Below are 26,952 nucleotides of genomic sequence, written 5' to 3'. Positions count from 1 at the left end.
CTACCGCGGCGGCCGACCGCCGAGCGTACGGGTGATCTGCTCGCAACACGTCACGAGCAGATCGACCCATTCAGCACAACGCTCTCTCGGCAAACGCAGCGTGGGGCCGCTGATCGTCACAGCGCCAAGGATTTCCGATGACGGACCGAACACCGGAGCGGAAAGTCCGGAGCCTGCGCTGTCTCGTTCGCCCACCGTGATGGCATACCCGTCGGCACGCGCCTGGGTGATCCGGGCCCGCAATTCTGCCGGATCCGTCACCGTCGATTCGGTGACCGCCTCAATCGGTCCGGCGATGGCGTTTTCGGCGATCTCGGGTTCGTAGGCGAGCAGAACCCGACCGGCCGAACCGGCGGTCAGCGGTGCGATCTTGCCGACATACATCTCTCGTCGCAATGCGTGATGTGTCTCGGCCAGCGCCACACAAACGCGGAATTCACGCTCACGTCGGAAGAACGCAGCCGTCTCCCCTGTCTGGTCCCGCAGCCGGCGCAGGACCGGCTGAACCACTGCCAGGACATCCAGGTGCTTCGTCGCCGTTGCGGCCCAAAACGCCACGCGCGCACCAATACCGAAACGATCACCGAAACGGTCCAGCAGACCCCGCGAAGTCATGTTGCCGACGAGTCGCTGGACCGTCGACATCGGCAAACCTGTCGTGTGCTGAATCTCCCCCAACGTCATGAGCGGACGGGAAAAGGAGAACGCATCGAGAATTTCGACGATCTTGCCGAGTACGAGCAACGGCTGCTGCTTCGATGTCGGTTCACTCGACGGCATACGCTCACAATATCCACTGTCGCGGCGATGACACAGACGCGTGCGACCGCTGAGCGGCCGGGCCAGCCGCGTCAGGCACCGGCGCCGCGCCGTCGCGGCGGCTGACCGAGCAGTAGTTGCCGCTCTTGGGGAGTAAGTGCACCCCAGACACCGTGTGGTTCAGCTGTTCTCAGAGCGTACTCGCGGCACTGGGAAAGAACGTCGCAGTCTCGGCAGATCATCTTTGCCTGCGTCATACGAGCGCGGCGCGTAGCCCCGCGCTCGTGTTCCGGTGGGTAGAAGGCCTCCGCCGGCATGCCCCGACACCGTGCCAACATCTGCCACGACCAGACTTGCTCGTCGAGGGTGCGGGCGTCAGTATCCGGGGCCATCCGACCGGCACATGCCGCCGGCACAGCCTCGCGCATCATGTTCTCAAGCATCTGTATACGAACCCCTCTGTGGCTGCAGGTGTACCTCCGACGGCCTGCTACAGCTCGCGAATAGCCTTCGCCGCCGCGAGATCGGAGGTCGACTGTTCCCGGACTGCCGTCGCGTTGACCGCCTGCGATGCGTCCGCGACATCCCGACGACCGATGCGAGCGTGGATCTCGGGTCGTTTCCACCGATACCCCAGAGCAAGCACGATGCCGACCAGACCGGTACCCCAGACAGTCGCCTGAAGAACGATCGCAAGCACGCCTGAACCTCCGGTCAGCGTGGAGAAGTTCATGATCGCGACGACCAGCAGGATGCCCATTCCGACCATAGAAACGGTCGGTGCCACGACTGCCACCCATACATTGACCGAGTGCGACCCCCGCTGGCGCCAGAAGTAGACCAAGACGGCGAGACTGACGAGCGTGAACAGCAGCAGATATGCGTAGCCGCCGGTGCCACCGAGCTGACCGTAGAGCATCGACGGGTTGGCACCGGCCAGCACGAACGGAAGTTCGACGACGACGAACAACACACTGGCAGCGATCGACGCCATGTACGGCGAGTTGTGTCGTGGATGAACGCTGGCCAATTTCCGTGGGAGAACCCGGTCGACGCCGAAAGAGTAGATGTAGCGCGCCAGGATGCTGTGGATCGATACCAGACCCGCAAAGATCGATGTCAGGAGCAGGACGCTGGCCACATCCACCATCCATCCACCAACTGACCCGCCCAGCGCCGTGGTGAACATGCTGACCGGATCGGTTGTGGCGAGCTCGACTGCTGTGTCCATCCCGAAGTAGGAGATGATTCCCCAGGAGGCGAGGCAATAGAAGATGCCGACAAACGCGACCACAGACATCGTCGCCCGGCCGATCGTGCGGGCGGGATTGCGAACCTCCTCGCGGAAGGCCGCAGTGCCCTCGAAGCCGTTGAACAGCAAGATCGCAAACAGTAGACCCAGCCCCCACGATCCGCTCGACACCGCGTGCCACGAGAATGGTTCGAGCGTCACACCGCCCGTCTCCGATACGCCGCTGTTCCCGAGTACCGCGAGATCGAAGATCAGGACGACGACGACTTCGAGCGCCATCGCCACGAGCAGGACCTTCGCCGACAGCTCGACGTGCAGGTAGCCGAAGACGCTCACCACCACCCACACCGCCAGTGCATACCAGTACCAGCTGATCTCAGGGCCGCTGAGCTCTCGAACCACGAAGCTGGACCCGGCGATGCCGAAGAACGTGAACGCCGACAATCCCAGGAGGATGTACGTGGTGATCGCGACGAATCCCGCCCCCAGCCCCATCACACGCCCAAGGCTCGCCGCGACGTATGAGTAGAACGCACCGGGGCTGGCCATATGATGCCCCATCGCCACGAAACCCAGCGAGAAGATCGTGACGAGTACGGTAGCCACGAGCATCATCGCCGGTGCACCCGGACCACCGAACGCGATGAGAACCGCGATCCAGCCGGATACTGCGACCAGTGGTGAGACGAACGCCATCACCAGGGCGAACAACCGGAAGGTTCCCATCGATCCGCTGAGGCCGGCGGCCTGCTGACCGGTGCCGGACACCGGCGGCGCACCAGGGGCGTCCCGCGTGGTGGTGTTCATTTGCCCGCCTCGATTTCACTGGTCTGCAGGAATGGTGACATGACACACTTTCTCGATCGATTGACATAGTCATATGACCAAGTTGCTTGCCGAGTAGTAGAGCGTCGGAAGGCTAGTCGGTCAAGTGGATCGCAAACGTGGTGACGCCGGCGTCGAACCCCCGCCGCCGCACCTGCTTCATCTGATTGACGTAACTGGTTGTGACTCAGAATCTTTACTGTGCATCGACGATGCCTCCAACTACATTCCATGCACATCTCGCATCGCCCGATCGCGGTAGAACAGGTGGGTGATGTCACCGCTGTGGACAAACCCGATCCCATGAGTCTCCGCGAACTGCCGGCCCTGCTGTGCCGACGCGATTCCCGTCGGATCCGCATCGACGACCAGTGAACAGATCGCTGTCGCCGGCGCGTCCGCGGCGATCAGGCCGATCATCGCCGCCGTTTCCGGTACGCCCGGGGGCAGATTGCTCTCGAAGTCGGCGCGGACGGGGATGACGTGGCCCGGCCGCAGAAAATCGCCCGGCGTACTGCCAGGATCACCCAACAACCGAATGGTCAGCGCCCGGTCGTGCGCCGAGATCCCCGTTGTCGTTCCTGCGACCGCGTCGACCGCGACGTGAAGCGCGGGCCGGTGGCGACCGCCGTCGCGAGCGCGCTGTGACGGCAGACCCAGCGCCGCGAGCCGGTCAGCGGTCATCGCCACGGTGACGAAACCGCTGCCATGTCGAACCAGGAACGCTATCGATGCCGTGGTTGCACGCGCGGCGAGGACCATCAGATCGCAACCCCGGGGACTCGCGACGACGAGGGGCAGGCCTTCGGCAACAGACGACAACGCCATGTCGCACTCGACTTTTCGGCGCCGGCCGCCCACCGCCGATCCCGGCGGCCTGACATTCAGTTGCCCGAGCATGTTTACACCCTTCGTGTGAATACTCAGAACGGGATGCGCCCGTCCTCCAAGAAGTCGAAGTCGAGCGTCGGCGCTTCGCCCAGCACCCGTTCTGCGGCCGCCTCACCGATGGCCGGGCACAGTTTGAAACCGTGGCCGGAGAATCCGGCGAGAACCAAAACATTGGGCATGTCCGGATGCGCACCGATCCATTCGCGCCGCGTCGGCGTGTAACCCTCGAGGTAGGTTTCGGTTCGCATGGGTTCCGGATCGAGACCAGGCAGATAGCGTTGCACCTTGTCCTGGAACGGCCCCAGTTCCTCGGGCTGCACTGTGCGTTCCACTTGATCGGGGTTGTCCGCCGGCGTGTGGTCGGCAAATCCGAGCCCGATTTTCACGGCGGTACCGTCCGTGGTCGGAATGCCGTAGGCGTACGTCGCAACCGAGCGAATGAACGGCGGAAAACCCTTGAGGTGATCGGCATCTCGGGCAAAGAACCAGGCAGAGGTCAATCGGCGCGGAATGATGAAGCCCCGGAACCGCGGGAACAGCACCGGTGTCCACGCGCCCACCGCCACGACCACGTTGTCATAGGTATCCACCCCATCGTCGGTGTGGATGGCCACGCCATGCGACGACTGTGCAATCTCCAGCACCCGCCGTCGCCGATGGATCCGAGCCCCTCGCCGCTCGGCCATGCGCGCCGCCGTCGCCACACTGAGCTCCGGACGGATGAATCCGCCCCGCTTGTCCCATATACCGATGTCACCCGGATCGGGGCAGTACTGCGGCACCTTGCGGACCAACGTCTCGGTATCCCAGATTTCATGTGGCACACCGGTATCCGCAGCATTCTTGACCGCGCGTTCCATCTCCAGGTCGGTCGGCGCGCCGGTGATCAGGGCGCCGGTGACCGTACGCAACTCCCGGCCGGACTCCAGCTGGAGTTCGTCCCAAAGCTGATCGGCTCGCGCGACCACGGGGCTGTAGTGTTCGTCCTCCATCTCGATGTTCTTGAACAACCGGCTGTCTCCGCCGGCGCCGCCACGCGCATGTCCGGGCGAGTACGTCTCATAGCCGGCGAGGTCGACGCCCCGTTTGCTCAGTTGCCAGAGGCACTGGGCTCCGACCGTCCCGAGTCCCACCACGGCCACCGTCGGGGTACTCATAGCTCTCCTAATCTGGGTTGTGAAACTGCATCGCGACGGGGGTTGGCGCGGGCCCCGCAAACCGGATTACCGCTGCCCACCACGACTCCGTCGAGGGACAGAGAAGTACTTGTACTCGAGGAACTCGTCGATGCCGACCTTCCCGCCTTCACGGCCAAGTCCTGACTGCTTGACTCCGCCGAACGGTGCGGCAGGGTTCGACACCAGGCCGGTGTTCACCCCCACCATCCCCACTTCAAGACGTTCACCGACATCGAACGCGCGGTCGACGTCCTGAGTGAAGATGTAGCCCGCAAGCCCCCAGTCGGTGGAGTTGGCGAGTTCGATCACCTCGTCCTCATCGTCGAACGGGATCACCGGTGCAACGGGCCCGAAGATCTCCGTGGTCATCAACTCCGACTCGGTGCACACATCGGTGAGAACGGTCGGCTGATAGAAATACCCCGGTCCATCCGGAGCGCTCCCGCCGGTGACTGCTCGGGCACCACGGCGCAGGGCATCGTCGACCAGGTGTTGGACTTTGGCGCGGGCGTCGTTGTCGATGAGCGGGCCGACGTCGATTCCGGCTTCGATGCCGTTGCCGATCGTCATCTCGCGCAGGCGCGCGGCCAGACGCTCGGCGAAGACACCGGCAATGCTGCGGTGAACATAGAGTCGGTTCGCCGCGGTGCACGCCTCCCCCATGTTCCGCATCTTCGCGGTGATCGCCCCTTCCACCGCGACATCGATGTCTGCATCGGCGAAGACGATGAACGGCGCGTTTCCGCCGAGCTCCATCGACGTGTGCATGACGGTGCCGGCAGCCTGCGTGAGCAGGAGCTTTCCGACCTCGGTGGATCCCGTGAAGCTGATCTTTCGGGCCTTGCCGCTCGTCATCCACGGCGTGACCACCGCGCCCGGGTCGCTGGTGTTCACCACATTGAGCACACCATCCGGCAAGCCGGCATCCTGCATGATCTCCGCGAGCGCGAGCATGGTCAGCGGAGTCTGTTCGGCGGGCTTCAGCACGATGGTGCAGCCGGCCGCCACCGCGGGACCGATCTTGCGCGTCCCCATCGCCAGCGGGAAGTTCCACGGCGTTACCAGCACGCAGGGCCCGACCGGCTCGCGGGTGACGACGATCCGGTTCGCGCCGTCGCCGGTGAGCAGGTGATCCCCGTCGATGCGCACTGCTTCTTCGGAGAACCACCGCAGGAACTCTGCGGCGTAGGCCACCTCGCCCTTGGCCTGCTCGAGCGGCTTCCCCATCTCGGACGTGACGACCTCGGCGATCCAATCCTCACGTTCGATCAGCAGATCGTATGCGCGGCGCAGGATCTCGCTGCGGGCACGGGGCGCCGTGCGGCCCCAGGCCGACTGGGCGGCCACCGCGGCCTCCAGTGCGGCATCGGCGTCGGCGGGGCCACCGTCTGCGATCATCGCAATCGTCTCGCCGGTGGCGGGATTCTCTACTGCGAAGGTCTTTCCGTCGGCTGCGTCTCGCCACGTGCCACCGATCAGCAATCCGGTGGGGACTGCCAACGCCCCGGCCGTGGGACTGAAGGTATCCGCTGTTGTGGTCATTATTGGGTATCTCCTTACTGTGCTTGAGGATCGAGAATTTGTGCGAGATGGACCGACGCGCCCGGCCTTGGGCGGTCGGTCAATTGACGTACCTGCATGTGGCAACTGAACCCATCGGTGAGCACGACCGCCGCCGGACCCGCTCGCAGCGCAGGCGCGAGCGCCTGTTCGGCAACCGCCATGCTGGTCTCGAAGTGGTTGCGCTCGAATCCGAAATTTCCTGCAACGCCACAACATCCGGTGGATTCGTGCACCGTGCCCACACCGACCGCATGCAGCGCGCGGCGCTGTGTTTCGGCGCCGAAGACCGCGTACTCGTGACAATGGGGCTGTACCGTCACCGCATCGGGAAGCCGATGGGCAGGCGCCCAACCGTTGCGCGCCTGCGCACTGACCTGCTCGGCGAAACTGCGCACCCGGGACGCGACCCGACGGGCCGCATCGTTGTGGACGAGTTCGGGCAGATCCCCGCGCAGCGCCGCCGCGCAGCTCGGTTCGGTGACCACGATCGGACGGACGGTGCCGTCGTCGAGCAGGCGTGCCGTGCGGGCGAGGTGCTTCTTGGCACGCGCGAGTTGTCCTGTCGAGATCCACGTCAGACCGCAGCACACATCGCTGCGGACCTGCACCCGGTGACCGGCGTCCGCAACGACCCGCAGCGCCGAGGCCGCGACTTCCGGGCGAAACCCCTTGGTGAAGCAGTCGAAAAGCAGCATCACATCGGTGTCTGCCGGGTCGCCAGCGCCCGATCCCACGATCTTCCGGATTCGCCGACGAGACGCGAACGGCGGGAGTTCACGCTCGGTCGTGAGGCCACCCACGCGCAGCATCACGAGCTTCAACCGGGTGGCCAGGACAGCGTTGACGACGGGAGCGATCCATTCGGTGATCTTCAGCCACAGCGGAAGCCAGCCGAGAGAATAGTGCGCCATCGGCCTGCGCCGACTCGCGTAGTAATGGTCGAAGAACTCGGACTTGTAGGTGGCGATGTCCACTCCGGTCGGACAATCGGTCGAACACGCCTTGCACGACAAGCACAGATCGAGTGCGGCGCGGACATCCTCGGATGCCCAGCCCTCGTCGACGGTGCGCGCGCCGCGCACCATGTCCTGCAGCACGCGCGCCCGCCCGCGCGTCGAATCCTTCTCGTCACCGGTGGCCCGGTAGCTCGGGCACATGACCCCGCCCGACCGCGAACGGCACCGCCCGACGCCGATGCACCGTTGCACCGCGTCCGCATAGCCGCTGGTTCCGTCACCGTGACGGGTCTCGGTCAGGGAAAAGCTTGTCCGCCATGGAAGGTCGGGCACGTTGCCGAGGGCGAGATTGTCCGTCACGGCCGGCGGGTCGACGATCATGCCGGGGTTGAGCACCCCGTCCGGGTCGAAGATCTCCTTGAACCGGGCGAACGCTCTCATGACCACGGGTGAATACATTTCGGCGAGCAGTTCGGAGCGGGCGCGTCCGTCGCCGTGTTCACCGGACAACGTGCCGCCGTGCTTGACCACCAGCCGTGCGGCGGCCCGCAGGAACCGCTGCATGACCTGCTGACCCTCGAAGGTCCGCTGGTCGAAGGTGATCCGGATGTGCATGCAGCCGGCGCCGAAATGCCCGTACATCACCCCGATCAGGTCGAATTCGGCGAGCAGGTCGCGGAAGTCGACAAGGTAATCCGCGAGCTTCTCCGGTGCGACGGCGGAGTCTTCCCAGCCGGGCCACGATGTCACGGTGCCGTCGCCCTTGGGATCTTCGAGCCGCGACGACAGCCCCGCACCGTCCTCGCGGACGCGCCAGAGCTTCTTGCGGGCCACCGGGTCACGAACCTCCCGCGCATCGAGCACGCGACCGTGTTCATAGACCTCGCGGAGCAGTTCGCGTCCCCGCCCGGAAATCTCGTCGACGTCGTCACCATCGAGGTCGACGTACAGCCAGGCGTGCCCAACCGGAAGATCGGCGACCGAGTCAGACCCGCGCCGGGCCCGCATCGTGTCGACGATCAACTCGTCGATCCCCTCTACGGCGGCCGGTGCATATCGCAGGATGGTTTCGACATCGCGCGCGGCATCGATGAGGTCCTCGTAGCCGAGGATGAACAACTGTGCCGACGGTGGGGATTCGACAAGCCCGACGGTTGCGGCCACGACGATTCCACACGCGCCCTCACTGCCGACAAGTGCGCGCGCGACGTCGAAACCGTTTTCCGGCAACAGGTGTGCCAGGTGAAACCCGGACACCTGGCGAGGAATGCGGCCGAGTTCGAGCCGGAATTCGGCCATGTTCTCCAACGCGAGTGCTTGCAAGGCCGTGTGGATCTCCGCCGCGCGGCCGACCGCGTGCGCGTCGGCCGGGTCAGTGGCGCGGATCGCCGAGCGCGTCGCAGTCAGTTTCGTGCCATCGGCCAGTACGAGGTCCAGCGCGACGACATGGTCGGCGGTTCGGCCGTAGCGCACCGAGTGATTACCGCAGGCGTCGTTGCCGACCGCCCCGCCGACCGTGGCACGGGTCTTGCTCGACGGGTCGGGCGCGAACGTCAGCGCGCCACCGCTGGTCGCTTCGACTGCTGCTGCCAGATCGGACAGCACCACACCGGGTTCGACGACTGCGGTCCGCGCCTCGACGTCGATCGCGACAATCGAATTCATGTGCCTCGAAAAGTCGACGACAACGCCGGGCCCGACCGCATTGCCGGCCATCGACGTACCTCCGCCACGTGCGGTGACGGGAACCCCGGCCGCACTGCAGCGGGCGACGAGCTCGCTGACTTCCGCAGCGGTGCGCGGGAAGGCGACCCCCGCGGGGGTGACCCGGTAGTTCGATGCGTCGTAGCTGTACTCCGCGAGGCGTCTCGTCGCGGTGTCGATTTCCACAGAAGAGCCTCCGCCCAGATCGGTGATGTCGACGGATGGGTTCACAGCCCGATCTTTTCTCCGGCGTCAGTGAGCACCTCCTGCAGAGCGTCGACAATCGTGTCGAGTTCTGCTTTGGTGCACACCAGTGGCGGTGCGATCTGGACCAACGGTTCACCGCGGTCATCGGCCCGCGCGATCAGGCCCGCTTCGCGAATCCGCGACGGAAGATACTGACGGACAAAGAAATCCCGTTGTTCTGCGTTCAACCGGTCACCCTGTTCGGTGGCAACCAGCTCGGCCGCGAAGAAGAAGCCGTCGCCGCGAACATCGCCGACGATCGGCAGCGACAGCAGGCCCGTCATCCGGTTCTTCAAATATGGCGCCAGCTCCCGGACGTTCTCGAGCACCCGGTCACGTTCGAAGATCTTGATGTTCTGCAGCGCGATGGCAGCCGAAAGTGGGTGGCCCGCAAATGTGATGCCGTGCTGCAGAACCTGTCCCGGGCGGAAGAAGGGCTCGGCAACACGATCGGAGACCATCACCACGCCCATGGGCGCGTACGCGGAGGTCACTCCCTTGGCGAGGGTGATCAGGTCCGGCGTCGCACCGACCGAGCTCACTCCGAAGTACTCTCCGAGCCTGCCAAAGCCCGTGATCACCTCGTCGGCGACCAGCAGGATGCCGTACTTGTCGGTCAACGCGCGAAGCCCCGCCCAGTACCCGTCGGGAGCGGTGAAGCAGCCACCGGCGTTCTGCAGCGGTTCGGCGATCAGCATGCCGACGGTCTCAGGACCGGCCGCGACGATGGCCGCCTCGGTTTCGGCGAGGATGCGCGCGGTGAACGCGCTCGAGTCGTCGCCGTCGGCCGCTCGGAACCGGTTGGTGTTGGGAACGTGGCTCACCTCGATCGAGGGTGCGCCAAAGGGCTCTTTTAGGGCCGGAATCCCGGTGAACGCCAATGCTCCCAGCGACAAGCCGTGGTACGCGGTCCGGCGCGCGATGGCTTTGATCCGGCCGGGCTCGCCGTTGGCGATGTGGTACTGGCGGGCCAACTTCCACGCGGACTCGACGGATTCGGATCCCCCGGAGGTGAAGAAGGCCCGGTTGATTCCGGCCGGCGCCAGATCGGCCAGCCGCTCGGCCAATTCGATCGCCGCGGGGTGCGCCGTACCCCAGGTGGTGTTGAACGGCAGGGTGGTCAGCTGTTCAGTTGCAGCAGCGGCAAATTCGTCCCCGTAGGAGTAGCCGATCTGCGCGCAGAACAGGCAGGACAGCGCATCCAGGTATCGGCGACCGCGGGAGTCGTGGACATAAACCCCTTCGGCCCGTTCGATCACCGGGATCTCGCCGCCATCACGGAGCTTCGCGTGCTGACCGAAATGCAACAGCAGATGGTCGCGCACACCCGTCTGGTACTGCGTGTTGACGTCCACTGTGGTGGAACCGGTCATCGGATCTCCTCATGATGATGTTCTGACAAGCGAGCGACGATTGTTCTTTCGGTGTCACCCCGGGCCCTTCACCCGGGGTGAACCAACCCCATGCAGATCAGGGGATGTGGATCAACTTCTTGTAGACGTACTCGTCCAATCCCAAGGGGCCCAATTCCCGTCCGATACCGGAACGTTTGGTTCCTCCGAACGGCAGATCAGGTGAGTCGCCCTCTGCCTCGTTGATCCAAACCATCCCGGTTTCGAGCTGCTCGGCAACCTTCATCGCGGTTGCGTCGTCCTGAGTGAAGACCGCGCTACCGAGTCCGTACGGGTTGTCGTTGGCCAAGGCGATGGCCTCGTCGGCGTCGGCAACACGGTGCACCACTGCAACCGGTCCGAAAAGTTCTTCGTGATAGGCGCGCATCTGCGGGTTCACCCCACTGAGGACCGTGGCCTCGACGAAATACCCTGGGCCCGACAGTCGCTTACCGCCGCAGTGCACCGTCGCGCCCTTGCTGACCGCATCGTCGATCTGGTCTACGAGTGTGCAGACGACCTGCTCCGAGGCGAGCGGGCCATACGCGGTCGCGGGATCGTAGGGATCGCCGGTGACCTGTTCACCCATCACCGCGACGAATTCAGACAGGAAGTCGTCGTACAGCTCGTCGGCGACGAGGAAACGCTTGGCGCCGTTGCAGACCTGACCGGCGTTCGCCACGCGAGCCTTGGCGCACGTCCGCGCCACAGCCGGTACATCGTCGGTGTCGAGCACGATGTACGGGTCCGACCCGCCGAGCTCGAGAACGACCTTTTTCAGATTCGCGCCGGCGATCTCGGCGACCGACTGCCCCGCGCGCTCGCTGCCGGTGAAGGAAACCCCGTGGATCCGCCGATCGGCGATGATCGTGGACGCCTGCTCGATATCGGCGAACACGTTGATGTAGGCGTCCTGTGGAACGCCGCTCTCGTGAAGCAGCGCCTCGAACGCCAACGCCGACTCCGGGCATTGCGGAGAGTGCTTGAGCACCAGAGTGTTTCCGATGATCAAATTCGGTGCTGCAACTCGGGCGATCTGGAAGTACGGGTAGTTCCACGGCGCGATGCCGAAGACCGGTCCGATCGGTGTTCGCCGAATCAGCGATGTGCCGGGCAATTCCGAGATCAACTGCTCATCGGTCAAGAGCCTGGCACCGTTCTCGGCGTAATACCTGAATATCGACGCCGAGAACTTCGCTTCCCCCACCGCAGAGCCGATGAGCTTGCCCATCTCCCGTGTGACGATGGAACCCAGCTCCTCGGCACGCTTCTCGATGGTGTCGGCGACCCGCAACAGAATTTCCGCACGCTCATCGATCGGCGTAGCGCGCCACAGCGGATACGCGCGGTCGGTCCGGTCGAGCACCTCGGTAATCTCCTCGGAACTGGCAGTGGGATATTCCCTTTCGGTCTCCTCGGTTGCCGGGTTCAGCACTCTGTACAAAGTCACGGTTGACTCCTTGATGGGGTTGATCGGTGTTCAGAGGTCGGCGAGAGCGGGCATGACCTCTTTGCCCATGAGCTCGAAGTTGCGCTCGTACAGCTCCGGGGTGTCGCTGTAGTCGTAGGTGAACGAGATAATCGTTCCCGTGCCACCGCACTCTTTGTTGAACTCACGGACCTTCTCCCGCACCGTGGCCGGTGAGCCGACCAGCCAGAAGTTGTCAGCCAGCCAATCGAGGTCGACCTTCTCGGGATCCATGTCCCCGGCCAGCATCGGCAGCAGGTTCATCTTCTTGAAGACGGGCAGCAGGATCGCCTCCCATGTCTTGCCCGCGGCCCCGTTGATCACCGCATCCCGGGCTTGCTCGTCGGTGTCCGCAACGAAGAAGTCGCGGAAGATGCGCCAGTCGGACCTGGTGGTCTGATGGCCGGCCGCGCGTGCCGCCTCGTCGTAGGTCGCCCACTGCTGGCGCAGCGTTTCGTTGCCGAGCTGCTGGCTCATCGGCAGGTAACCGCGTTCACCCGCGAGCGCCAGCGTCGGCGACTTCGGCTGCATGCCAGTCATGGCGATCGGCGGGTGTGGGTCCTGCAAAGGCCGCAGATGCGGGCCTTTCAACTCCGGGTCATAGTCGGGCATGTCGACCGACCAGTACTTGCCGGCGATCGTGAATGGCGCCGGTTTGGTCCAGATCGACTCGATGATGTCGAGCGCTTCGATCATCATCTCGTTGTTGTTCTTGCCGGTCGAGAACATCTGGGCGTCACTGGGATACGCACCCGGAGCCATGCCCGCGATGTAGCGCCCGCCGGTCATGTGATCGAGCCACATGATCCGGTGCGCCAGCGCGATCGGATTGTGGTACGGCAACAGGTGGGCACCCGCTCCGAGGCGAATCCGCGAAGTGCGTTGCGAGGCAGCGGCGATCATGGCGTCGGGGGCCGGGCTCGGTTCGGCACCCACGGTGAAGTGCTCGGCGAAGAACGCCTCGTCGAGGCCATACCGGTCGGCCCACTCCACGACCTGCAGATCCCAGTCGATGACATCTTTCGCCGGACGCTTGCCGTCCGCGTAATCCAATGAATACGGCAGATGGAATGTTCCGAATTTCATCGTTTCTCCTTGTTGACGAGAGCACGCGGCGGATTTCGTCGCGCAATTGCGGTTCAGGGGCGCTTCCGCGCCGGACCGACCCGGATTCGCAGCCCAGTTGTCGTTACTGCCCTGCGGTGGAGCCGATCCGGTGCGGATGGCGCTAGCGGACAGGATTGTGGTTGTGGCCCGAGAGCAGCATGTGGCCTGCATCCACCGGGATGACCACTCCGGTGACCCTCGCGGCCAGGTCCGAGTTCAGATACAGCGCGGTGTCGGCCATCCGTGACGGCTCCATGGCGGTCACGCCCTTGAGGGCGGTGAAGTTGTATCCGTTGTGGATGAATTCGTCCCGGGTGCCGCCCTCGTGGCCCGCGACCATGTCGTACATCGGCGTGTTGTTGGTCATGCCGCTGTCCACAAACCCGGGGCAAATGCAGTTCGCCCGGACACCGTGCGGGGCCAGTTCCAGCGCAACGCTCTTCATCAAGCCGATCACGCCGTACTTGGAAGCCGTGTAGTGCGCGTAGCCACCACCTGGCTCGAGGGCGTCGATGGAACCGGTGATGACGATCGATCCCTGCTGACGCTCGATCATGTGCGGCGCCACGGCCTTTGCGCTCTTCCACACGCCGGTGAGATTGATGTCGACCTCGTCCGCCCAGGCCTGTTCGGTGAGCTCCCAGAACGGACCCAAGCTCCAGATCCCGGCGTTGGCGATCAGGCAATCGATCTTGCCCAGCTCGGCGATGCCCTGCTGTACGACGGCATCGAGGTCCGACTGCGACCGTACGTCGGCCACCACCTGGATGGCCTTACGGCCCAGTGCTTCCACTTCCTTTGCGCTGTGCTCAAGGTCAGACGGCTCGGCCAGTGCGTATGGCACCGTCTCGATCTGCCGGACGGCGTCGACCAGGATGACGTCCGCGCCCTCCCGAGCGCTCGCGATCGCGTGTGCGCGTCCTTGACCACGGGCCGCACCCGTGACCATCACTACTTTGCCTTCCAACATTCCCATGTGTTCTCGTCCTTTCATCGGGATTGACATTCACTGCGAGAAGAGCTCTACCCGGCAGCGAGGCGGGTGAAATTCGATCGGAAGAAGAGCAACGGCCGCGAATCCCCTTCCACAGCACCGAGATCAAGAACACGGGCCGCGACGATCTCATGATCGCCGCCGTCGTAGAGCTGCCAGATCTCGGCTTCGATCCACGCAATCGCACCCGGCAACACGGGCGATCCCGTCATCAGGCCCGGATGCCATTCACATGAGTCGAATTTCGGCCCGCCACTGCGTGCGAATTCCGACGCCAAGTCAGCGGCGGATTCACCGAGGACGTTGATACCGAACCGGCCGTTGGCCTTGATCGCCGGCCAGCTGGTCGAAGTTCGCGCTATCGACAGCAGCACCAGAGGCGGTTCCAGCGAGAGTGCCATGAAGGACTGGACCGTCAGACCGACGCACTCCGACTCGGTCTGACCGGTCACGATCACCACGCCAGACGGGAAACAGCCCAGGACCGAACGAAGCTTCGTCGGATCGGTCGACAGCGTCTCTACCTGCGACATCGATGACTCCTCTCGGGCTGAACTTGATTGGGTCAGTTGATTTGGTCAAATGACCTAGTCGGTTGACCAGAAGTATTGTGTCCTGGCCCACAGGCTGTCAAGAGGTCGGTGGAAATCACCAGCAAGACCGCGGCCAACCCCCGCAACAACCCGCGTCAGTGGATTGCCGGCAAGCGTGTTCGACCCGGGGTTTCCGGCATCGAGCCGGAGAAATGCTCTGCCGAATGAAAGTGGCAGGGAAACATTTGCTTTGACAGGTGCGGTGCCTGCACCACAACGCCGCGCGTCAGTTGCGGCGGAAGACACCCGCTTCAATGGCCGCGACAACGGTGCGGCTGGCGCTCTCAGCCGATTCCTCGAGACGTTGCTCGCTGGTCATCAGCTCCATCAATGCGCAGCCATCCACCAGACTCGCCAGCAACCGCGTTATGGCCGAGATGTCTTGGTCCAGCTCATCCTCGGTGCGGGCAGTGCGCAGGGCTTCCTCGACAAGCCCCATCCAGATTTCGTACGTACGCCGTGGCATCTCCGGTCGGCCGTTGCGCAGCGCCCACACGTAGATTTCGAGCTCGCCCAGCTCCGAGGTGATGTTGGCGGCAATGAACTTCGCGGTCGACTGCAGCAGTACCGGCACCGCCGCGGTGATACCCATGCCGGGACGCACGCTCTCCATTGCCGGCGCCAGGTTCAATCGGCCGAAAGTATGCGAAACCGCCTCGAACAGCTCTTCTTTGGTACCGAAGCAGTAGTGCAGAGCACCCAGTGGTGCGCCGGCCTCTTGGGCAATGTTCCGCGTCGTGGCGCGGGCCACTCCATGCGTTTCGATGACACGCGAGGCGGCCTCGATGAATTGCCGCCGCCGATCCGCGCTCGGCACATGCGCCATGTTGTCACCGCCTTCCTCGTGACTTGACTGTATCGGTCGTCCTCCCAAGCCGAGGAAGCCCGGCTGGTTTCGTGGTGTCCTCGGTACGAGACCGGGCGGCCACTACCACAGCCGAACCGCGTGCGGTGTACTGGTGGCGTGGACGTCACAATCGTCGGCAGCGGCCCCAACGGCCTGTCCGCCGCCGTCATCTGCGCCCGAGCCGGATTGTCGGTACGCGTCATCGAAGCACAACCCACCCCTGGTGGCGGCGCTCGCACCCTGCCCGACCCGGAGTTCTCCGGCGTCGGCCACGACATCTGTTCGGCGGTGCACCCGCTCGCGCTGGCGTCGCCGTTCTTCGCCGCCTACGACCTGACCGCCCGCGGGGTCCAACTGGCGGTCCCCGAGATTTCCTATGCCAACCCGTTGCAGCACCGCCCGGCGGCGATCGGTTACCGCGACATCGAGCGCACCTGCTCCGAACTGGACCACGGAGATTCCTGGCGACGGCTGCTCGGTCCGCTGGCTGCCGAGTGCGATGACGTGGTCGGCCTGATCCTCGGCGACAAGCGGTCGCTGCCGCCGTCGCTGACCGCAGCAGCGCGCGTCGCACCCCGGCTCCTGGCCCAAGGCACGCCGTTGTGGCGGTCACTCAAAGGCGAGGACGCCCGGGCATTGTTCAGCGGTGTTGCCGCACACACGATTTCAACCATGCCCTCTCTGGTTTCGGGAGGCGCCGGTCTGATGCTGGCGACGCTGGGACATGCGGTCGGATGGCCGATCCCGATCGGCGGATCCCAGGCCATCCCCGATGCGCTGATCGCCGATCTCACCGCGCACGGCGGCGAACTCCTCCTCGGACACGAGGTCACCGAACCACCGTCGGGCGTGGTCATCTACGACACCGCACCGACCGCGCTGCTGTCGATCTACGGCAAGGCCCTGCCGCCTCGCTACGCCAGGGCGTTGAGCCGCTACCGCTACGGTCCGGGGGTGGCGAAGGTCGATTTCGTGCTGAGCGGCGAGATCCCTTGGCGTGACCCGCGTCTGACCCAGGCGCCGACACTGCATCTGGGTGGCAGCCGGGCCCAGATGGCACTGGCCGAGTCCGAGATCGCCGCGGGCCGTCACGCCGAGTGGCCGATGGTGCTGGCCGCACTCCCCCATATCGCCGACCCGGCGCGCATCGATGACGCCGGCCGTCGCCCACTGTGGACCTATGTCCACGTACCCAACAATTCGACGCGGGACATGGCCGCAGCCGTCACCGACATCTTCGAACGATTTGCCCCAGGCTTCCGCGATCTGGTGGTCGGGGTCCGCAGCGTGCCCGCGTCACAGATGGACGAACACAACGCCAACCTCGTCGGCGGCGACATCGGCGTCGGCGGCAACAACATGGCCAGCGCGCTGCTCGGGCCCACTCCGCGGTTCAACCCCTGGACCACACCGATCCCCAAGGCGTATCTGTGCTCGTCGGCGACCCCGCCCGGCGGCGGCGTGCACGGGATGGCCGGCTTCTACGCAGCTCGCACCGTGCTGAAACGCGAGTTCGGCATCACGGATCTGCCTAAGCTGGCGCCATGACCAACTCTGCACCCAAGGTCGCCGTCATCTACTACTCCGCAACCGGCCATGGCACCACGATGGCTCAGCGCGTCACTGCCACCGCGGAGTCCGCAGGTGCCGAGGTGCGCCTACGCCATGTCGCCGAGACCCAGGATCCGGAATCCTTTGCCCACAATCCGGCCTGGACTTCCAATTACGAAGCCACCAAGGATCTTCCGACGGCGACCGGTGACGACATCGTGTGGGCGGATGCGGTGATCTTCGGCTCCCCCACCCGGTTCGGTTCTGTCGCTTCGCAATTGCGTGGATTCCTCGATTCGCTCGGTGGCCTGTGGTCACAGGGCAAGCTCGCCGACAAGGTCTACGCCGGGTTCACCTCGACCAACACCGCGCACGGCGGCCAGGAGACCACGCTGCTGACGCTGTACGTCACGCTGATGCACTGGGGCGGGATCATCGTGCCGCCCGGCTACACCGACCCGCTCAAGTTCGTCGATGGCAACCCGTACGGCGCGAGCTTGATCGCCAACCACGACAACATCGGCGAATTCGATGACGCCACCTACAACGCGCTGGATCACCTGGCCCGGCGCGTGGTGAGTGTGGCCGCGCGGCTGGGTTCGTAAGAAAAGTGCTGCGCTGCACGCGCCCGACCGGCGCTTAGATTTGAGCGATGAACACTGGCATCGCTCGGTTGGTGGGTTCCGTGCCACATACCGATCCGGTCATGAAGATCATTGCTGTCGGCGACATGAAGCTCTATCACGTGAGCCCGCCGCTGTGTGGCTACAACGTCGTCGCGGCCGCACAGACAACTTGGGCCATGCGAGCGCAGTGCATCTACCCTGATGGGCGGATCGAGCCGCCGGAGCCAGATGATCCGGTCTCGACCGAACTCTACGGCGTGGTCGGCGAAGGCCTGCAGATCGACAGCATCGAGAAGCTCCCGGGCAGCGCAGACGGCAGAAGTGTGGCCCGCACACTGGCCGCAATCGGTTACACCATCATCTAGAAAGCCGAAAGGCCAGTTATGGCACGCTTTTTCGTAGCTTGCGTGCGATAACTGGCCAGTCGGCGTAAGGGAATTAGGCCGTTTCGGTGATCGGCCGGTCGACCCAGCTCATCAGGTCGCGCAGCTTCTTGCCGGTGACCTCGATCGGGTGCTCGGCGTTGGCCTTGCGCAGCGCCTCGAGCTCCTTGTTGCCGCCCTCGACGTTGGCGACCAGGCGCTTGACGAACGTGCCGTCCTGGATGTCGGTCAGGATGTCCTTCATGCGCTGCTTGGTGTCGGCATCGATGACGCGCGGACCCGACAGGTAGCCACCGAACTCCGCGGTGTCGGACACGGAGTAGTTCATCCGGGCGATGCCGCCCTCGTACATCAGGTCGACGATGAGCTTGAGCTCGTGCAGCACCTCGAAGTAGGCCATCTCCGGCGCGTAACCGGCCTCGACCATGACATCGAAGCCGGCCTTGACCAGTTCTTCGGTGCCACCGCACAGGACGGCCTGCTCACCGAACAGGTCGGTCTCGGTCTCTTCCTTGAACGTGGTCTTGATGACGCCGGCGCGGGCACCGCCGATCGCGGCGGCGTAGGACAGCGCCAGGGCCTGGCCCTCGCCCTTCGGGTCCTGGTCGACGGCGATCAGGCAGGGCACACCCTTGCCATCGACGAACTGGCGACGCACCAGGTGGCCGGGGCCCTTGGGGGCGACCATGCCGACGGTGACGTTGGCCGGGGCCTTGACCAGACCGAAGTGGATGTTGAGGCCGTGGCCGAAGAACAGCGCATTGCCGTCCTGCAGGTTGGGCTCGATGTCGTTCTTGAAGATCTCGGCCTGCGCGGTGTCGGGCGCGAGCACCATGATGACATCGGCCCACTTGGCGACCTCGGCCGGGGTGTCGACCTCGAGGCCCTGCTCCTCGACCTTGACGCGGGACTTCGAGCCCTCTTTCAGGCCGACCTTGACCTGCACGCCGGAATCGCGCAGCGACAGCGAATGCGCGTGTCCCTGGCTGCCGTAGCCGATGACGGCGACCTTACGACCCTGGATGATCGACAGGTCCGCGTCGGCGTCGTAAAACATCTCAACTGCCATGCGAAATTTTCCTTCTCTTTCTATCTCTACAGCCGATTAACGCTACTTGACGTGCTTACTTCACTGCGCTGATACCACGGGGACCGCGCGAGACCGACACCATCCCGGACTGTGCGATCTCACGGATACCGTAGGGCTCGAGGACCCGCAGCAGGGCCTCCAGCTTCTCCGCCGTACCGGTCGCTTCCACTGTCAGCGACTCGGTGGAAACGTCAACGACCTTGGCGCGGAACAGGTTCACCGCTTCGATGACCTGGCCGCGATTGCTCGCGTCGGCGCGCACCTTGATCAGCGCGAGTTCGCGGGAGACCGAACCGTCCTCCTCCTGCTCGACGATCTTGATCACGTTGATCAGCTTGTTGAGCTGCTTGGTGATCTGCTCCAGCGGCGATTCCTCGACACTGACGACGATCGTCATCCGCGACATGTGCTTCTGCTCGGTGGCACCCACAGCCAGGGACTGGATGTTGTAGCCACGACGGGAGAACAGCGTGGCCACCCGGGCGAGAACGCCGGGCTTGTCCTCGACCAGCACCGAAAGCGTGTGGGTGGGGGTGGTGTTGCTCATCAGGCATGCCCCTCGTCGTCGTTTTCGTCGAACAGCGGCCGGATGTCCCGGGCCGCCATGATCTCGTCGTTGCTGGTGCCGGCGGCGACCATCGGCCACACCTGCGCGTCGGCACCGACGATGAAGTCGATGACCACCGGGCGGTCGTTGATGGCCCGGGCCTGGTTGATGACGTCCTCGACGTCTTCGGCCCGCTCGCAGCGCAGCCCGACGCACCCCAGCGCCTCGGCCAGCTTGACGAAGTCCGGAATTCGACGCGAGTGCGTGGCCAGATCGGTCTGGCTGTAACGCTGGCCATAGAACAGCGTCTGCCACTGCCGCACCATGCCCAGGTTGCCGTTGTTGATCAACGCCACCTTGATCGGCGCGCCCTCGATGGCACAGGTGGCCAGCTCCTGGTTGGTCATCTGGAAGCAGCCGTCACCGTCGATGGCCCACACCTCGGCCTCGGGGCGGGCGAACTTGGCGCCCATGGCCGCCGGGACGGCGAAGCCCATGGTGCCCAGGCCACCGGAGTTCAGCCACGTCTTCGGGTTCTCGTACTTGACGAACTGCGCGGCCCACATCTGGTGCTGGCCGACCCCGGCGACATAGACCGCTTCGGGTCCGGCGATCTGACCGAGCTTCTCGATGACGTACTCGGGGCTCAGGCTGCCGTCGCTCTGCGGCCCGTAGCTCAGCGGGTAGGTCGTCTTCAGGCCGGACAGGTACTCCGTCCAGTCGTCCAGTTTCAGTGCGGCACTGGTCGTTCCGTCGCGGCGCAGCACCTCGATCAGATCGGTGATGACCGCCTTCACGTCACCCACGATCGGAACGTCGGCATGCCGGTTCTTGCCGATCTCCGCCGGATCGATATCGGCATGGATCACCTTGGCGTCGGGCGCGAAGGAGTCGAGCTGGCCGGTCACGCGGTCATCGAAGCGCGTGCCCAGGGCGATCAGCAGGTCGCTCTTCTGCAACGCACCCACCGCGGCCACGGTGCCGTGCATGCCCGGCATACCCAGGTGCTGCGGGTGGCTGTCCGGGAACGCGCCCCGGGCCATGAGCGTGGTGACGACCGGGATGCCGGTCAGCTCGGCCAGCTCGAGCAGTTCGGCACTGGCCTCACCACGGATGACACCACCACCGACGTAGAGCACCGGCTTGTGCGCCGCGGCGATCAGCTTCGCGGCTTCACGCACCTGACGGCTGTGCGGCTTGGTGTTCGGCTTGTACCCGGGCAGGTCCATCTGCGGCGGCCAGGAGAAGGTGCACTGGCCCTGCAGGATGTCCTTGGGAACGTCGACGAGCACCGCGCCCGGGCGCCCCGAGCTGGCGATGTGGAAGGCCTCGGCCATCACCCGGGCGATGTCGTCACCGTTGCGCACCAGGAAGTTGTGCTTGGTGATCGGCATGGTCATGCCGGTGATGTCGGCTTCCTGGAAGGCGTCGGTGCCGATCAGGCTGCGACCCACCTGCCCGGTGATTGCCACCACGGGGATGGAGTCCATCTGGGCGTCGGCCAGCGGGGTGATCAGGTTGGTCGCGCCGGGACCCGACGTCGCCATCATCACGCCGACCTTGCCGGTGGCGTGCGCATAGCCGCTGGCAGCGTGGCCGGCACCCTGCTCATGCCGGACCAGCACGTGCCGCAGCTTCTGCGAGTCGAACAGCGGATCGTAGACCGGCAGCACGGCGCCACCGGGGATGCCGAAGACGACGTCGACGCCGAGCTCCTCCAGCGACCGGACGACCGCCTGGGCGCCGGTGAGCTGCTCCGGTGCAACCCGATTGGGCTGTCCCGATTCTGATTTGGCGTTGGCTGCGCCGTTGGCAGGCGCGGTTCCCGACCGGGCTGGCGGTCGCGTTGTCGGTGCGCTCACGATGTCCTCTTCACGGTCCTATTCACGTTCCTGTTCAGGAAATCTCTTTTTTCACTGGTGGCGGCGCCTTTTGGCAAATAAAAAACCCCCGTCAGCCGGTAGCTGTACGAGGGTGGCGCGTCGATGCGGTTGCTATGCCCGGCAGAGGGCCAGCGCGGCATCAACGCGCCAACCAATTACTACGAGCAATCCGGGGGTCTGCATAGCACCTGACGGTAGCTGCCGTACAGGTTAAAGGTCAAATTGGTTCAGCAAGGGGCAGGACGTCCGGTGATGCCGGCGGGGCGGCCCTCCGGGTGGTGCAAGGATGAACACGTGAGCGCACGATCGGCAACCGCCCCTGTCGTCATCCGGATATCGCCCATGGCACACCTGGCAGTCGGATTCCTGACGCTCGGCCTGCTGACGCTGGTCCTGACCAATCCGACCTTGTTCTCGGTGCTACTGGTGATCCCGATTGCGTTGTCGGCGGCCATCATCCGGTACCGCACGACCGCTGATGCCGACACCGTCACCGCACGGTCGCTGACGCGCAGCCGCACGGTGTCGTGGGCCGATATCAAGGGACTGCGATTCGACCGGTCGTCCTGGGCGATTGCCGATTTGAACGACGGGACCGACCTGCGCCTGCCTGCCGTGACATTCGCGACACTGCCGTTGCTCACCGAGGTGAGTGGCGGCCGCGTACCGAATCCGTACGCCTGACAATTCAACGACGTTCAGCGTCGTTTCAGCCGAGCGGGTTGCCGCCGTTGAGCAGCACCCAGATGGCGATGCCGCCGGCCACGCCGAGCACCAGGGCCACGAAGGATCCGACGAACGGGCGCCGGGCCCAGCCGCGGCCGGCGTCGAATCCGTAGCGTCCCGGCCCGGTCAGGATGATCGCGGCCGCGGCGACGACGACGATCAACCGGTATTCGGTGCCGTCGGTGATGACTTCGGCGAGGCGGGCCTGCTCATGTGCCGCCATCGCGGTGGCCAGCACCCCGTTGATCAGGTAGGCCAGTGCGCCGGCAGCCGCGATGGGGGTGAACAACCCGAGAACCAGCAGCACGCCGGCGGCGATCTGCCCGCCGGTGGCCGCGTAGGTCAGGATGTCGGCGTTCTTGAAGCCCATCTCGTCCAGCGATGAGTTGAACCCGTCCAGCCCTGGGCCGCCCCACCAGCCGAAGGCCTTCTGCAGGCCGTGGATGATCATCAGCCCGCCGAGCGCTACGCGCAGAATCAGCAGGCCGAGGTCCTGGGTGCCGCGTCGGCCGGCAGCCCGGACGCGGTCGTCGACGAACTCGTCGCGCTCGATCTCGGCCGGTTCGGCCGAGAACGGCCCCATCGGGGCGGGCCCGCCGGCTTGTACGTACGGCAGTGGCTCCGGGTCGGCGACCAGGCTGAACGCCGACTGGTCGCCCGATTTCGAGTCGTAACGGGGAATCGCGGTGGTCTCGAAGTCGCCGCCGTAGTTCTCCGACGGCAGGTCGTCTTCGGGATCGACCAGGCTGGCCCCGGCCGGCCTGGCGGAATCGTCCGAGTAACCCGGTCGTTGCCAGGCTTGTGGGTCCTGTGGGTGGCTGGTCACAGCTGCCAGGGTAAGTGCAAGTCCGGTCCGATCCGAGTATTTACCCCGGCGCTTCCGCCTGGTATCGGACTGCTACGGGTACGACGCGAGGTCCCGACGTGGCGCGCACTGCCGAGCAATCCGTAATCTGGCGGGCATGAGATCGCGCCGGCGGATGACGGGGGTGGCCGCCGTTCTGTGTGCCGCGATGCTTGTCGGGTCGGGCTGTGCCCGATTCGACGCGGCCCAGTCCGAGCCCTTCACCACTGAGCCCAAGATGGCACCGGGGCCGACCACGACACCACCACCGCCGCCACCACTGCCGGCCAAGCCGTTCCCCAAAGAATGCAAGGCGACGGGTGTGATGCAGGGCTGCCTGGACAGCACCAGCGGACTGATCATGCTGCCCGACAGCCAGTCCGCCCTGGTCGCCGAACGGCTCACCGGCGCGGTCAAGCAGGTGTCGGTGAAAGCCGAACCGAAGGTCAAAGTGATGATCCCGGTGGATCCGTCGGGCGACGGCGGCCTGATGGACATCGTCTTGTCGCCGACCTACGGTCAGGACCGGCTGATGTACGCCTACGTCAGCACACCGACCGACAACCGGGTGATCCGCATCGCCGACGGCGACGTGCCGAAGCCGATCCTGACCGGCATCCCCAAGGGCGCTACCGGCAATACCGGGTCGCTGACATTCACCAGCAAGACCACCCTGTTGGTGCAGACGGGCGATGCGGGCGACCCGGCGCTGGCCGCCGATCCCGGATCGCTGGCCGGCAAGGTGCTGCGCATCGAGCAGCCCACCACGGTCAACCAGGCCCCGGTCACCACGGCACTGAGCGACTTGGGTGCCGGCGGAGGCATGTGCGTCGATTCATCGGACGGCTCGCTCTACGTCACCGACCGCACTCCGAGTGCCGACCGGTTGCAGCGGATCACCAAGGACTCGAAGGTGTCCACGGTGTGGACCTGGCCGGACCGGCCCGGTGTCGCCGGCTGCGCCGCACTCGAGGGCACGGTGTTGGTCAACCTGGTCAATTCCAAGAAGACCGTCGCAGTGCGACTGGCACCCGATACGGGTGCGGTCACCGGAGACCCGGAGGTGGTCCGCGAGAACGTGCGCGGGCATGCGTGGGCGTTGCAGCTCTCGCCAGACGGCAACGTGTGGGGGGCGACGGTGAACCGGACTGTCGGAGATGCCGAGAACTTCGACGACGTCGTCTTCCCTCTCTTCCCGCAGGGTGGCGGCTTCCCGCGGAGTAATGCCGACAACACCTGAGGCACAAGACTTTTCGTTATAGATCGACTCTTTTGGCGTGACCGGAGCCGGCCGCGCCAACCGGTCGGTATGAATACAACGCGCATGATGCACCCTTAGAAATGGTTCGCCTATCACGTACCATTACCCGGGTGCCTGACCGCCAGCGCCGCAGATATGCACCGCGGCTACCGCGTGAAGAACGGCGCGAGCAACTGCTGGACGCAGCCTTGACCGTGCTCCATGGTTGCCCCCTGCACGAGCTGACGATGGAGGCAGTCGCCGAGGCCGGCGGCGTCGGCAAACCCGTCCTCTATACCGCGTTCCGGACCCGCACCGAGCTGGTGACCGCGTTGCTCATCCGCGAGCATCGGCACGGAGTGAGCCAGGTCCTGGCCACCCTGCCCAAAAACCTTTCGGTAACCGGACCGGCAGATGCCTACACCGCGACCGTCACCGGCTTCCTGCGCTGCGTGTTGGAGAACCCGGCGCGCTGGCGGCTCATCCTCACGGTGCCCGACAGCGCTCCGCGGGACTTTCACGCGGCGGTCCGCAACGCCCGCAACCAGATCCTCACGCAGGTCGAGCAAATGGCGAAAGCAGGCATCGCGGTGGATCCCCGGTTTTCTGAACTGGATCCCGAGCTTCTCGGCCACACCTTGCTGTCGTTCGCCGAGATGTTGGGCCGCCTGGCAGTGCATGACCCGGCCAGCTACCCGCGCGAACGGCTCGAACAATATGCCGCTGCGGCGATGACGATGTTCGCCCGCACGGTGAGTTGACGGGCGGGCTTACCCGCTCTGGCCGCAGGCGGCCAGCACCAACTCGCGCACCCGGGCCGCGTCGGCCGAGCCCTTGGTCGCCTTCATCACCGCGCCGACGATCGCCCCGGCGGCCTGGATCTTGCCGCCGCGGATCTTGTCCGCGACGTCGGGCTGAGCCTCGAGCGCTTTATCAATGGCGGCCTGGATCACCGAGTCGTCGCGCACGAGCGCCAAGCCCCGGTCGGTCATCACCTGCTCGGGCTCACCCTCACCGGCCAGCACTCCCTCGATGACCTGGCGGGCCAGCTTGTTGGACAGCTTGCCCTCGTCGACGAGCTTGACAACGGCGGCCACCTGGGCCGGGGTGATAGGCAGCCCCTCCAGCTCGACCTCGGACTCATTCGCCTTCTGCACCAGGAAGTTGCCCCACCAGGCGCGGGCAGCCCCACTGGAGGCGCCTTGCTCGACGGTGGCGGCCACCAACTCCACCGCGCCGGCGTTGACCAGATCACGCATCACCTCGTCGGAGACACCCCAATCCTGCTGAATCCGCTTGCGCGCCAACCACGGCAGCTCAGGGATGGTCTTGCGCAGGCGTTCGACGAGCTCCGCGGCGGGGGCGACAGGCTCAAGGTCGGGCTCGGGAAAGTACCGGTAGTCCTCCGCGGTCTCCTTGCTGCGGCCGGGCGACGTGTAGCCGTCCTCGTGAAAATGCCGCGTCTCCTGCGTCACCGTGCCACCGGCATTGAGAACTGCTGCCTGACGGCGCATTTCGTACCGGACCGCCACCTCGACGCTCTTGAGTGAGTTCACGTTCTTGGTCTCGGTGCGGGTGCCGAACTCGGCAGCGCCGACCGACTTGAGGGACAGGTTCGCGTCACACCGCATCGATCCCTGGTCCATCCGCACATCCGATACACCCAGGCCGCGCAGCAGGTCGCGCAGTGCCGTGACATAGGCGCGGGCGATCTCCGGTGCGCGTGCCCCGGTCCCCTCAATGGGCCTGGTGACGATCTCGACGAGCGGAACGCCGGCACGATTGAAATCAGCGAGCGAGGTCGTCGCACCCGCGATGCGGCCGGTATCGCTGCCCAGGTGGGTCAGCTTGCCGGTGTCCTCCTCCATGTGCGCACGCTCGATCTCCACGCGAAAGGTGGTGCCATCGTCGAGCGGCACGTCGAGATAGCCGTTGACCGCGATCGGCTCGTCGTACTGCGAGATCTGGTAGTTCTTCGGTTGGTCGGGATAGAAGTAGTTCTTCCGGGCGAACCGGCCCCACGGCGCGATATCGCAGTTGAGCGCCAGGCCGATGCGGATCGCCGACTCGACCGCCGCCTCGTTGAGCACCGGCAGCGAACCGGGCAGCCCCAGGCACACCGGGCAGACGAGCGTGTTGGGCTCGGCTCCGAACTGGTTGGCGCAGCCGCAGAACATCTTGGTGGCCGTTGACAGCTCGACGTGTACCTCCATGCCCATCACGGGCTCATAGGTGGCGATGACGTCGTCGTAGTCAACGAGTTCAGCGGTAGCGACAGACATGCCGTC

At 65.1% G+C, this 26,952-nt stretch carries 24 protein-coding genes; 6 read left to right on the top strand and 18 right to left on the bottom strand.

The features are described 5' to 3' along the window. The 13 genes from HBE63_RS06725 to HBE63_RS06665 form a co-directional block, all read right to left on the bottom strand. Complete coding sequence (locus HBE63_RS06725; protein WP_166904064.1) at positions 1-780, bottom strand: IclR family transcriptional regulator; 780 nt, start codon at positions 778-780, stop codon at positions 1-3. Between the two features lie 71 nt (positions 781-851). After that, positions 852-1,076: a WhiB family transcriptional regulator gene (locus tag HBE63_RS06720; RefSeq protein WP_243858692.1), complete on the bottom strand. Its 225-nt coding sequence runs from the start codon at positions 1,074-1,076 to the stop codon at positions 852-854. 173 nt (positions 1,077-1,249) lie between these two features. Continuing rightward, positions 1,250-2,818 (bottom strand): APC family permease, encoded by a 1,569-nt coding sequence (locus HBE63_RS06715; protein ID WP_166904063.1) that lies wholly within the window; start codon positions 2,816-2,818, stop codon positions 1,250-1,252. Between the two features lie 240 nt (positions 2,819-3,058). After that, entirely contained in the window at positions 3,059-3,736 is a 678-nt protein-coding gene (locus tag HBE63_RS06710) for a 3,4-dihydroxy-2-butanone-4-phosphate synthase (RefSeq protein WP_166904062.1), read from the bottom strand. A 23-nt stretch (positions 3,737-3,759) separates the two neighbouring features. Next, positions 3,760-4,884: an N-methyl-L-tryptophan oxidase gene (solA, locus tag HBE63_RS06705; protein ID WP_166904061.1), complete on the bottom strand. Its 1,125-nt coding sequence runs from the start codon at positions 4,882-4,884 to the stop codon at positions 3,760-3,762. 66 nt (positions 4,885-4,950) lie between these two features. After that, complete coding sequence (locus HBE63_RS06700; RefSeq protein WP_166904060.1) at positions 4,951-6,447, bottom strand: NAD-dependent succinate-semialdehyde dehydrogenase; 1,497 nt, start codon at positions 6,445-6,447, stop codon at positions 4,951-4,953. 14 nt (positions 6,448-6,461) lie between these two features. After that, on the bottom strand, positions 6,462-9,359 hold the full coding sequence (locus tag HBE63_RS06695) for an FAD-binding and (Fe-S)-binding domain-containing protein (protein WP_166904059.1): 2,898 nt from the start codon (positions 9,357-9,359) through the stop codon (positions 6,462-6,464). After that, complete coding sequence (locus HBE63_RS06690) at positions 9,356-10,747, bottom strand: aspartate aminotransferase family protein (RefSeq protein ID WP_166904058.1); 1,392 nt, start codon at positions 10,745-10,747, stop codon at positions 9,356-9,358. The genes HBE63_RS06695 and HBE63_RS06690 overlap by 4 nt, the downstream gene beginning before the upstream one ends. Positions 10,748-10,844: 97 nt before the next feature. Then, the gene (locus HBE63_RS06685) at positions 10,845-12,215 is read right to left on the bottom strand and encodes an NAD-dependent succinate-semialdehyde dehydrogenase (RefSeq protein ID WP_166904057.1); all 1,371 of its coding nucleotides are present in this window, start codon (positions 12,213-12,215) and stop codon (positions 10,845-10,847) included. Positions 12,216-12,245: 30 nt separating this feature from the next. Continuing rightward, positions 12,246-13,319 (bottom strand): LLM class flavin-dependent oxidoreductase, encoded by a 1,074-nt coding sequence (locus tag HBE63_RS06680; protein ID WP_166904056.1) that lies wholly within the window; start codon positions 13,317-13,319, stop codon positions 12,246-12,248. Positions 13,320-13,461: 142 nt separating this feature from the next. Continuing rightward, entirely contained in the window at positions 13,462-14,316 is an 855-nt protein-coding gene (locus HBE63_RS06675; protein WP_166904055.1) for a mycofactocin-coupled SDR family oxidoreductase, read from the bottom strand. 47 nt (positions 14,317-14,363) lie between these two features. After that, on the bottom strand, positions 14,364-14,867 hold the full coding sequence (locus HBE63_RS06670) for a flavin reductase family protein (RefSeq protein ID WP_166904054.1): 504 nt from the start codon (positions 14,865-14,867) through the stop codon (positions 14,364-14,366). A gap of 286 nt (positions 14,868-15,153) precedes the next feature. Further along, positions 15,154-15,753, bottom strand: coding sequence for a TetR/AcrR family transcriptional regulator (locus HBE63_RS06665; protein ID WP_166904053.1), 600 nt, complete (start codon positions 15,751-15,753; stop codon positions 15,154-15,156). A gap of 138 nt (positions 15,754-15,891) precedes the next feature. Between HBE63_RS06665 and HBE63_RS06660 the strand changes: the two genes are divergently transcribed. From HBE63_RS06660 to HBE63_RS06650, 3 genes are read left to right on the top strand one after another with little or no spacing between them, the layout of a single operon-like run. Continuing rightward, the gene (locus tag HBE63_RS06660; protein ID WP_166904052.1) at positions 15,892-17,322 is read left to right on the top strand and encodes an NAD(P)/FAD-dependent oxidoreductase; all 1,431 of its coding nucleotides are present in this window, start codon (positions 15,892-15,894) and stop codon (positions 17,320-17,322) included. After that, a complete protein-coding gene (wrbA, locus tag HBE63_RS06655; RefSeq protein ID WP_166904051.1) occupies positions 17,319-17,930 on the top strand; it encodes an NAD(P)H:quinone oxidoreductase in 612 nt (203 codons plus the stop codon). The genes HBE63_RS06660 and wrbA overlap by 4 nt, the downstream gene beginning before the upstream one ends. Positions 17,931-17,977: 47 nt before the next feature. Further along, a complete protein-coding gene (locus HBE63_RS06650; protein WP_166904050.1) occupies positions 17,978-18,316 on the top strand; it encodes a hypothetical protein in 339 nt (112 codons plus the stop codon). A 73-nt stretch (positions 18,317-18,389) separates the two neighbouring features. Here HBE63_RS06650 and ilvC read toward each other — a convergent pair whose 3' ends face one another. The 3 genes from ilvC to HBE63_RS06635 all read right to left on the bottom strand — a co-directional run bounded on the left by ilvC (position 18,390) and on the right by HBE63_RS06635 (position 21,833). Beyond that, positions 18,390-19,391 (bottom strand): ketol-acid reductoisomerase, encoded by a 1,002-nt coding sequence (gene ilvC, locus HBE63_RS06645; RefSeq protein ID WP_208301416.1) that lies wholly within the window; start codon positions 19,389-19,391, stop codon positions 18,390-18,392. Between the two features lie 67 nt (positions 19,392-19,458). Further along, entirely contained in the window at positions 19,459-19,971 is a 513-nt protein-coding gene (gene ilvN / locus HBE63_RS06640) for an acetolactate synthase small subunit (RefSeq protein WP_166904048.1), read from the bottom strand. Next, positions 19,971-21,833 (bottom strand): acetolactate synthase large subunit, encoded by a 1,863-nt coding sequence (locus HBE63_RS06635; protein ID WP_166904047.1) that lies wholly within the window; start codon positions 21,831-21,833, stop codon positions 19,971-19,973. Before HBE63_RS06635 ends, ilvN begins: the two co-directional genes overlap by 1 nt. Positions 21,834-22,106: 273 nt before the next feature. Between HBE63_RS06635 and HBE63_RS06630 the strand changes: the two genes are divergently transcribed. Beyond that, complete coding sequence (locus HBE63_RS06630) at positions 22,107-22,538, top strand: PH domain-containing protein (protein WP_208301314.1); 432 nt, start codon at positions 22,107-22,109, stop codon at positions 22,536-22,538. A 25-nt stretch (positions 22,539-22,563) separates the two neighbouring features. Here HBE63_RS06630 and HBE63_RS06625 read toward each other — a convergent pair whose 3' ends face one another. Next, positions 22,564-23,406, bottom strand: a complete 843-nt coding sequence (locus HBE63_RS06625) for a DoxX family protein (protein WP_166904045.1) — start codon at positions 23,404-23,406, stop codon at positions 22,564-22,566. Between the two features lie 136 nt (positions 23,407-23,542). Between HBE63_RS06625 and HBE63_RS06620 the strand changes: the two genes are divergently transcribed. Both HBE63_RS06620 and HBE63_RS06615 read left to right on the top strand, forming a co-directional pair. Beyond that, complete coding sequence (locus HBE63_RS06620) at positions 23,543-24,664, top strand: sorbosone dehydrogenase family protein (RefSeq protein WP_166904044.1); 1,122 nt, start codon at positions 23,543-23,545, stop codon at positions 24,662-24,664. A 101-nt stretch (positions 24,665-24,765) separates the two neighbouring features. Beyond that, positions 24,766-25,425 (top strand): TetR/AcrR family transcriptional regulator, encoded by a 660-nt coding sequence (locus HBE63_RS06615; RefSeq protein WP_166904043.1) that lies wholly within the window; start codon positions 24,766-24,768, stop codon positions 25,423-25,425. 9 nt (positions 25,426-25,434) lie between these two features. On the opposite strand, the gene gatB is transcribed toward HBE63_RS06615, so the two are convergent. Further along, a complete protein-coding gene (gene gatB, locus HBE63_RS06610) occupies positions 25,435-26,946 on the bottom strand; it encodes an Asp-tRNA(Asn)/Glu-tRNA(Gln) amidotransferase subunit GatB (protein ID WP_166904042.1) in 1,512 nt (503 codons plus the stop codon). Positions 26,947-26,952: the final 6 nt, after the last annotated feature.

The organism is Mycobacterium sp. DL440 (assembly GCF_011745145.1).
Lineage (GTDB): Bacteria > Actinomycetota > Actinomycetes > Mycobacteriales > Mycobacteriaceae > Mycobacterium.
The sequence above is the reverse complement of the archived record's forward strand: the minus strand, read 5'-3'. Positions and strand labels throughout refer to the sequence as shown.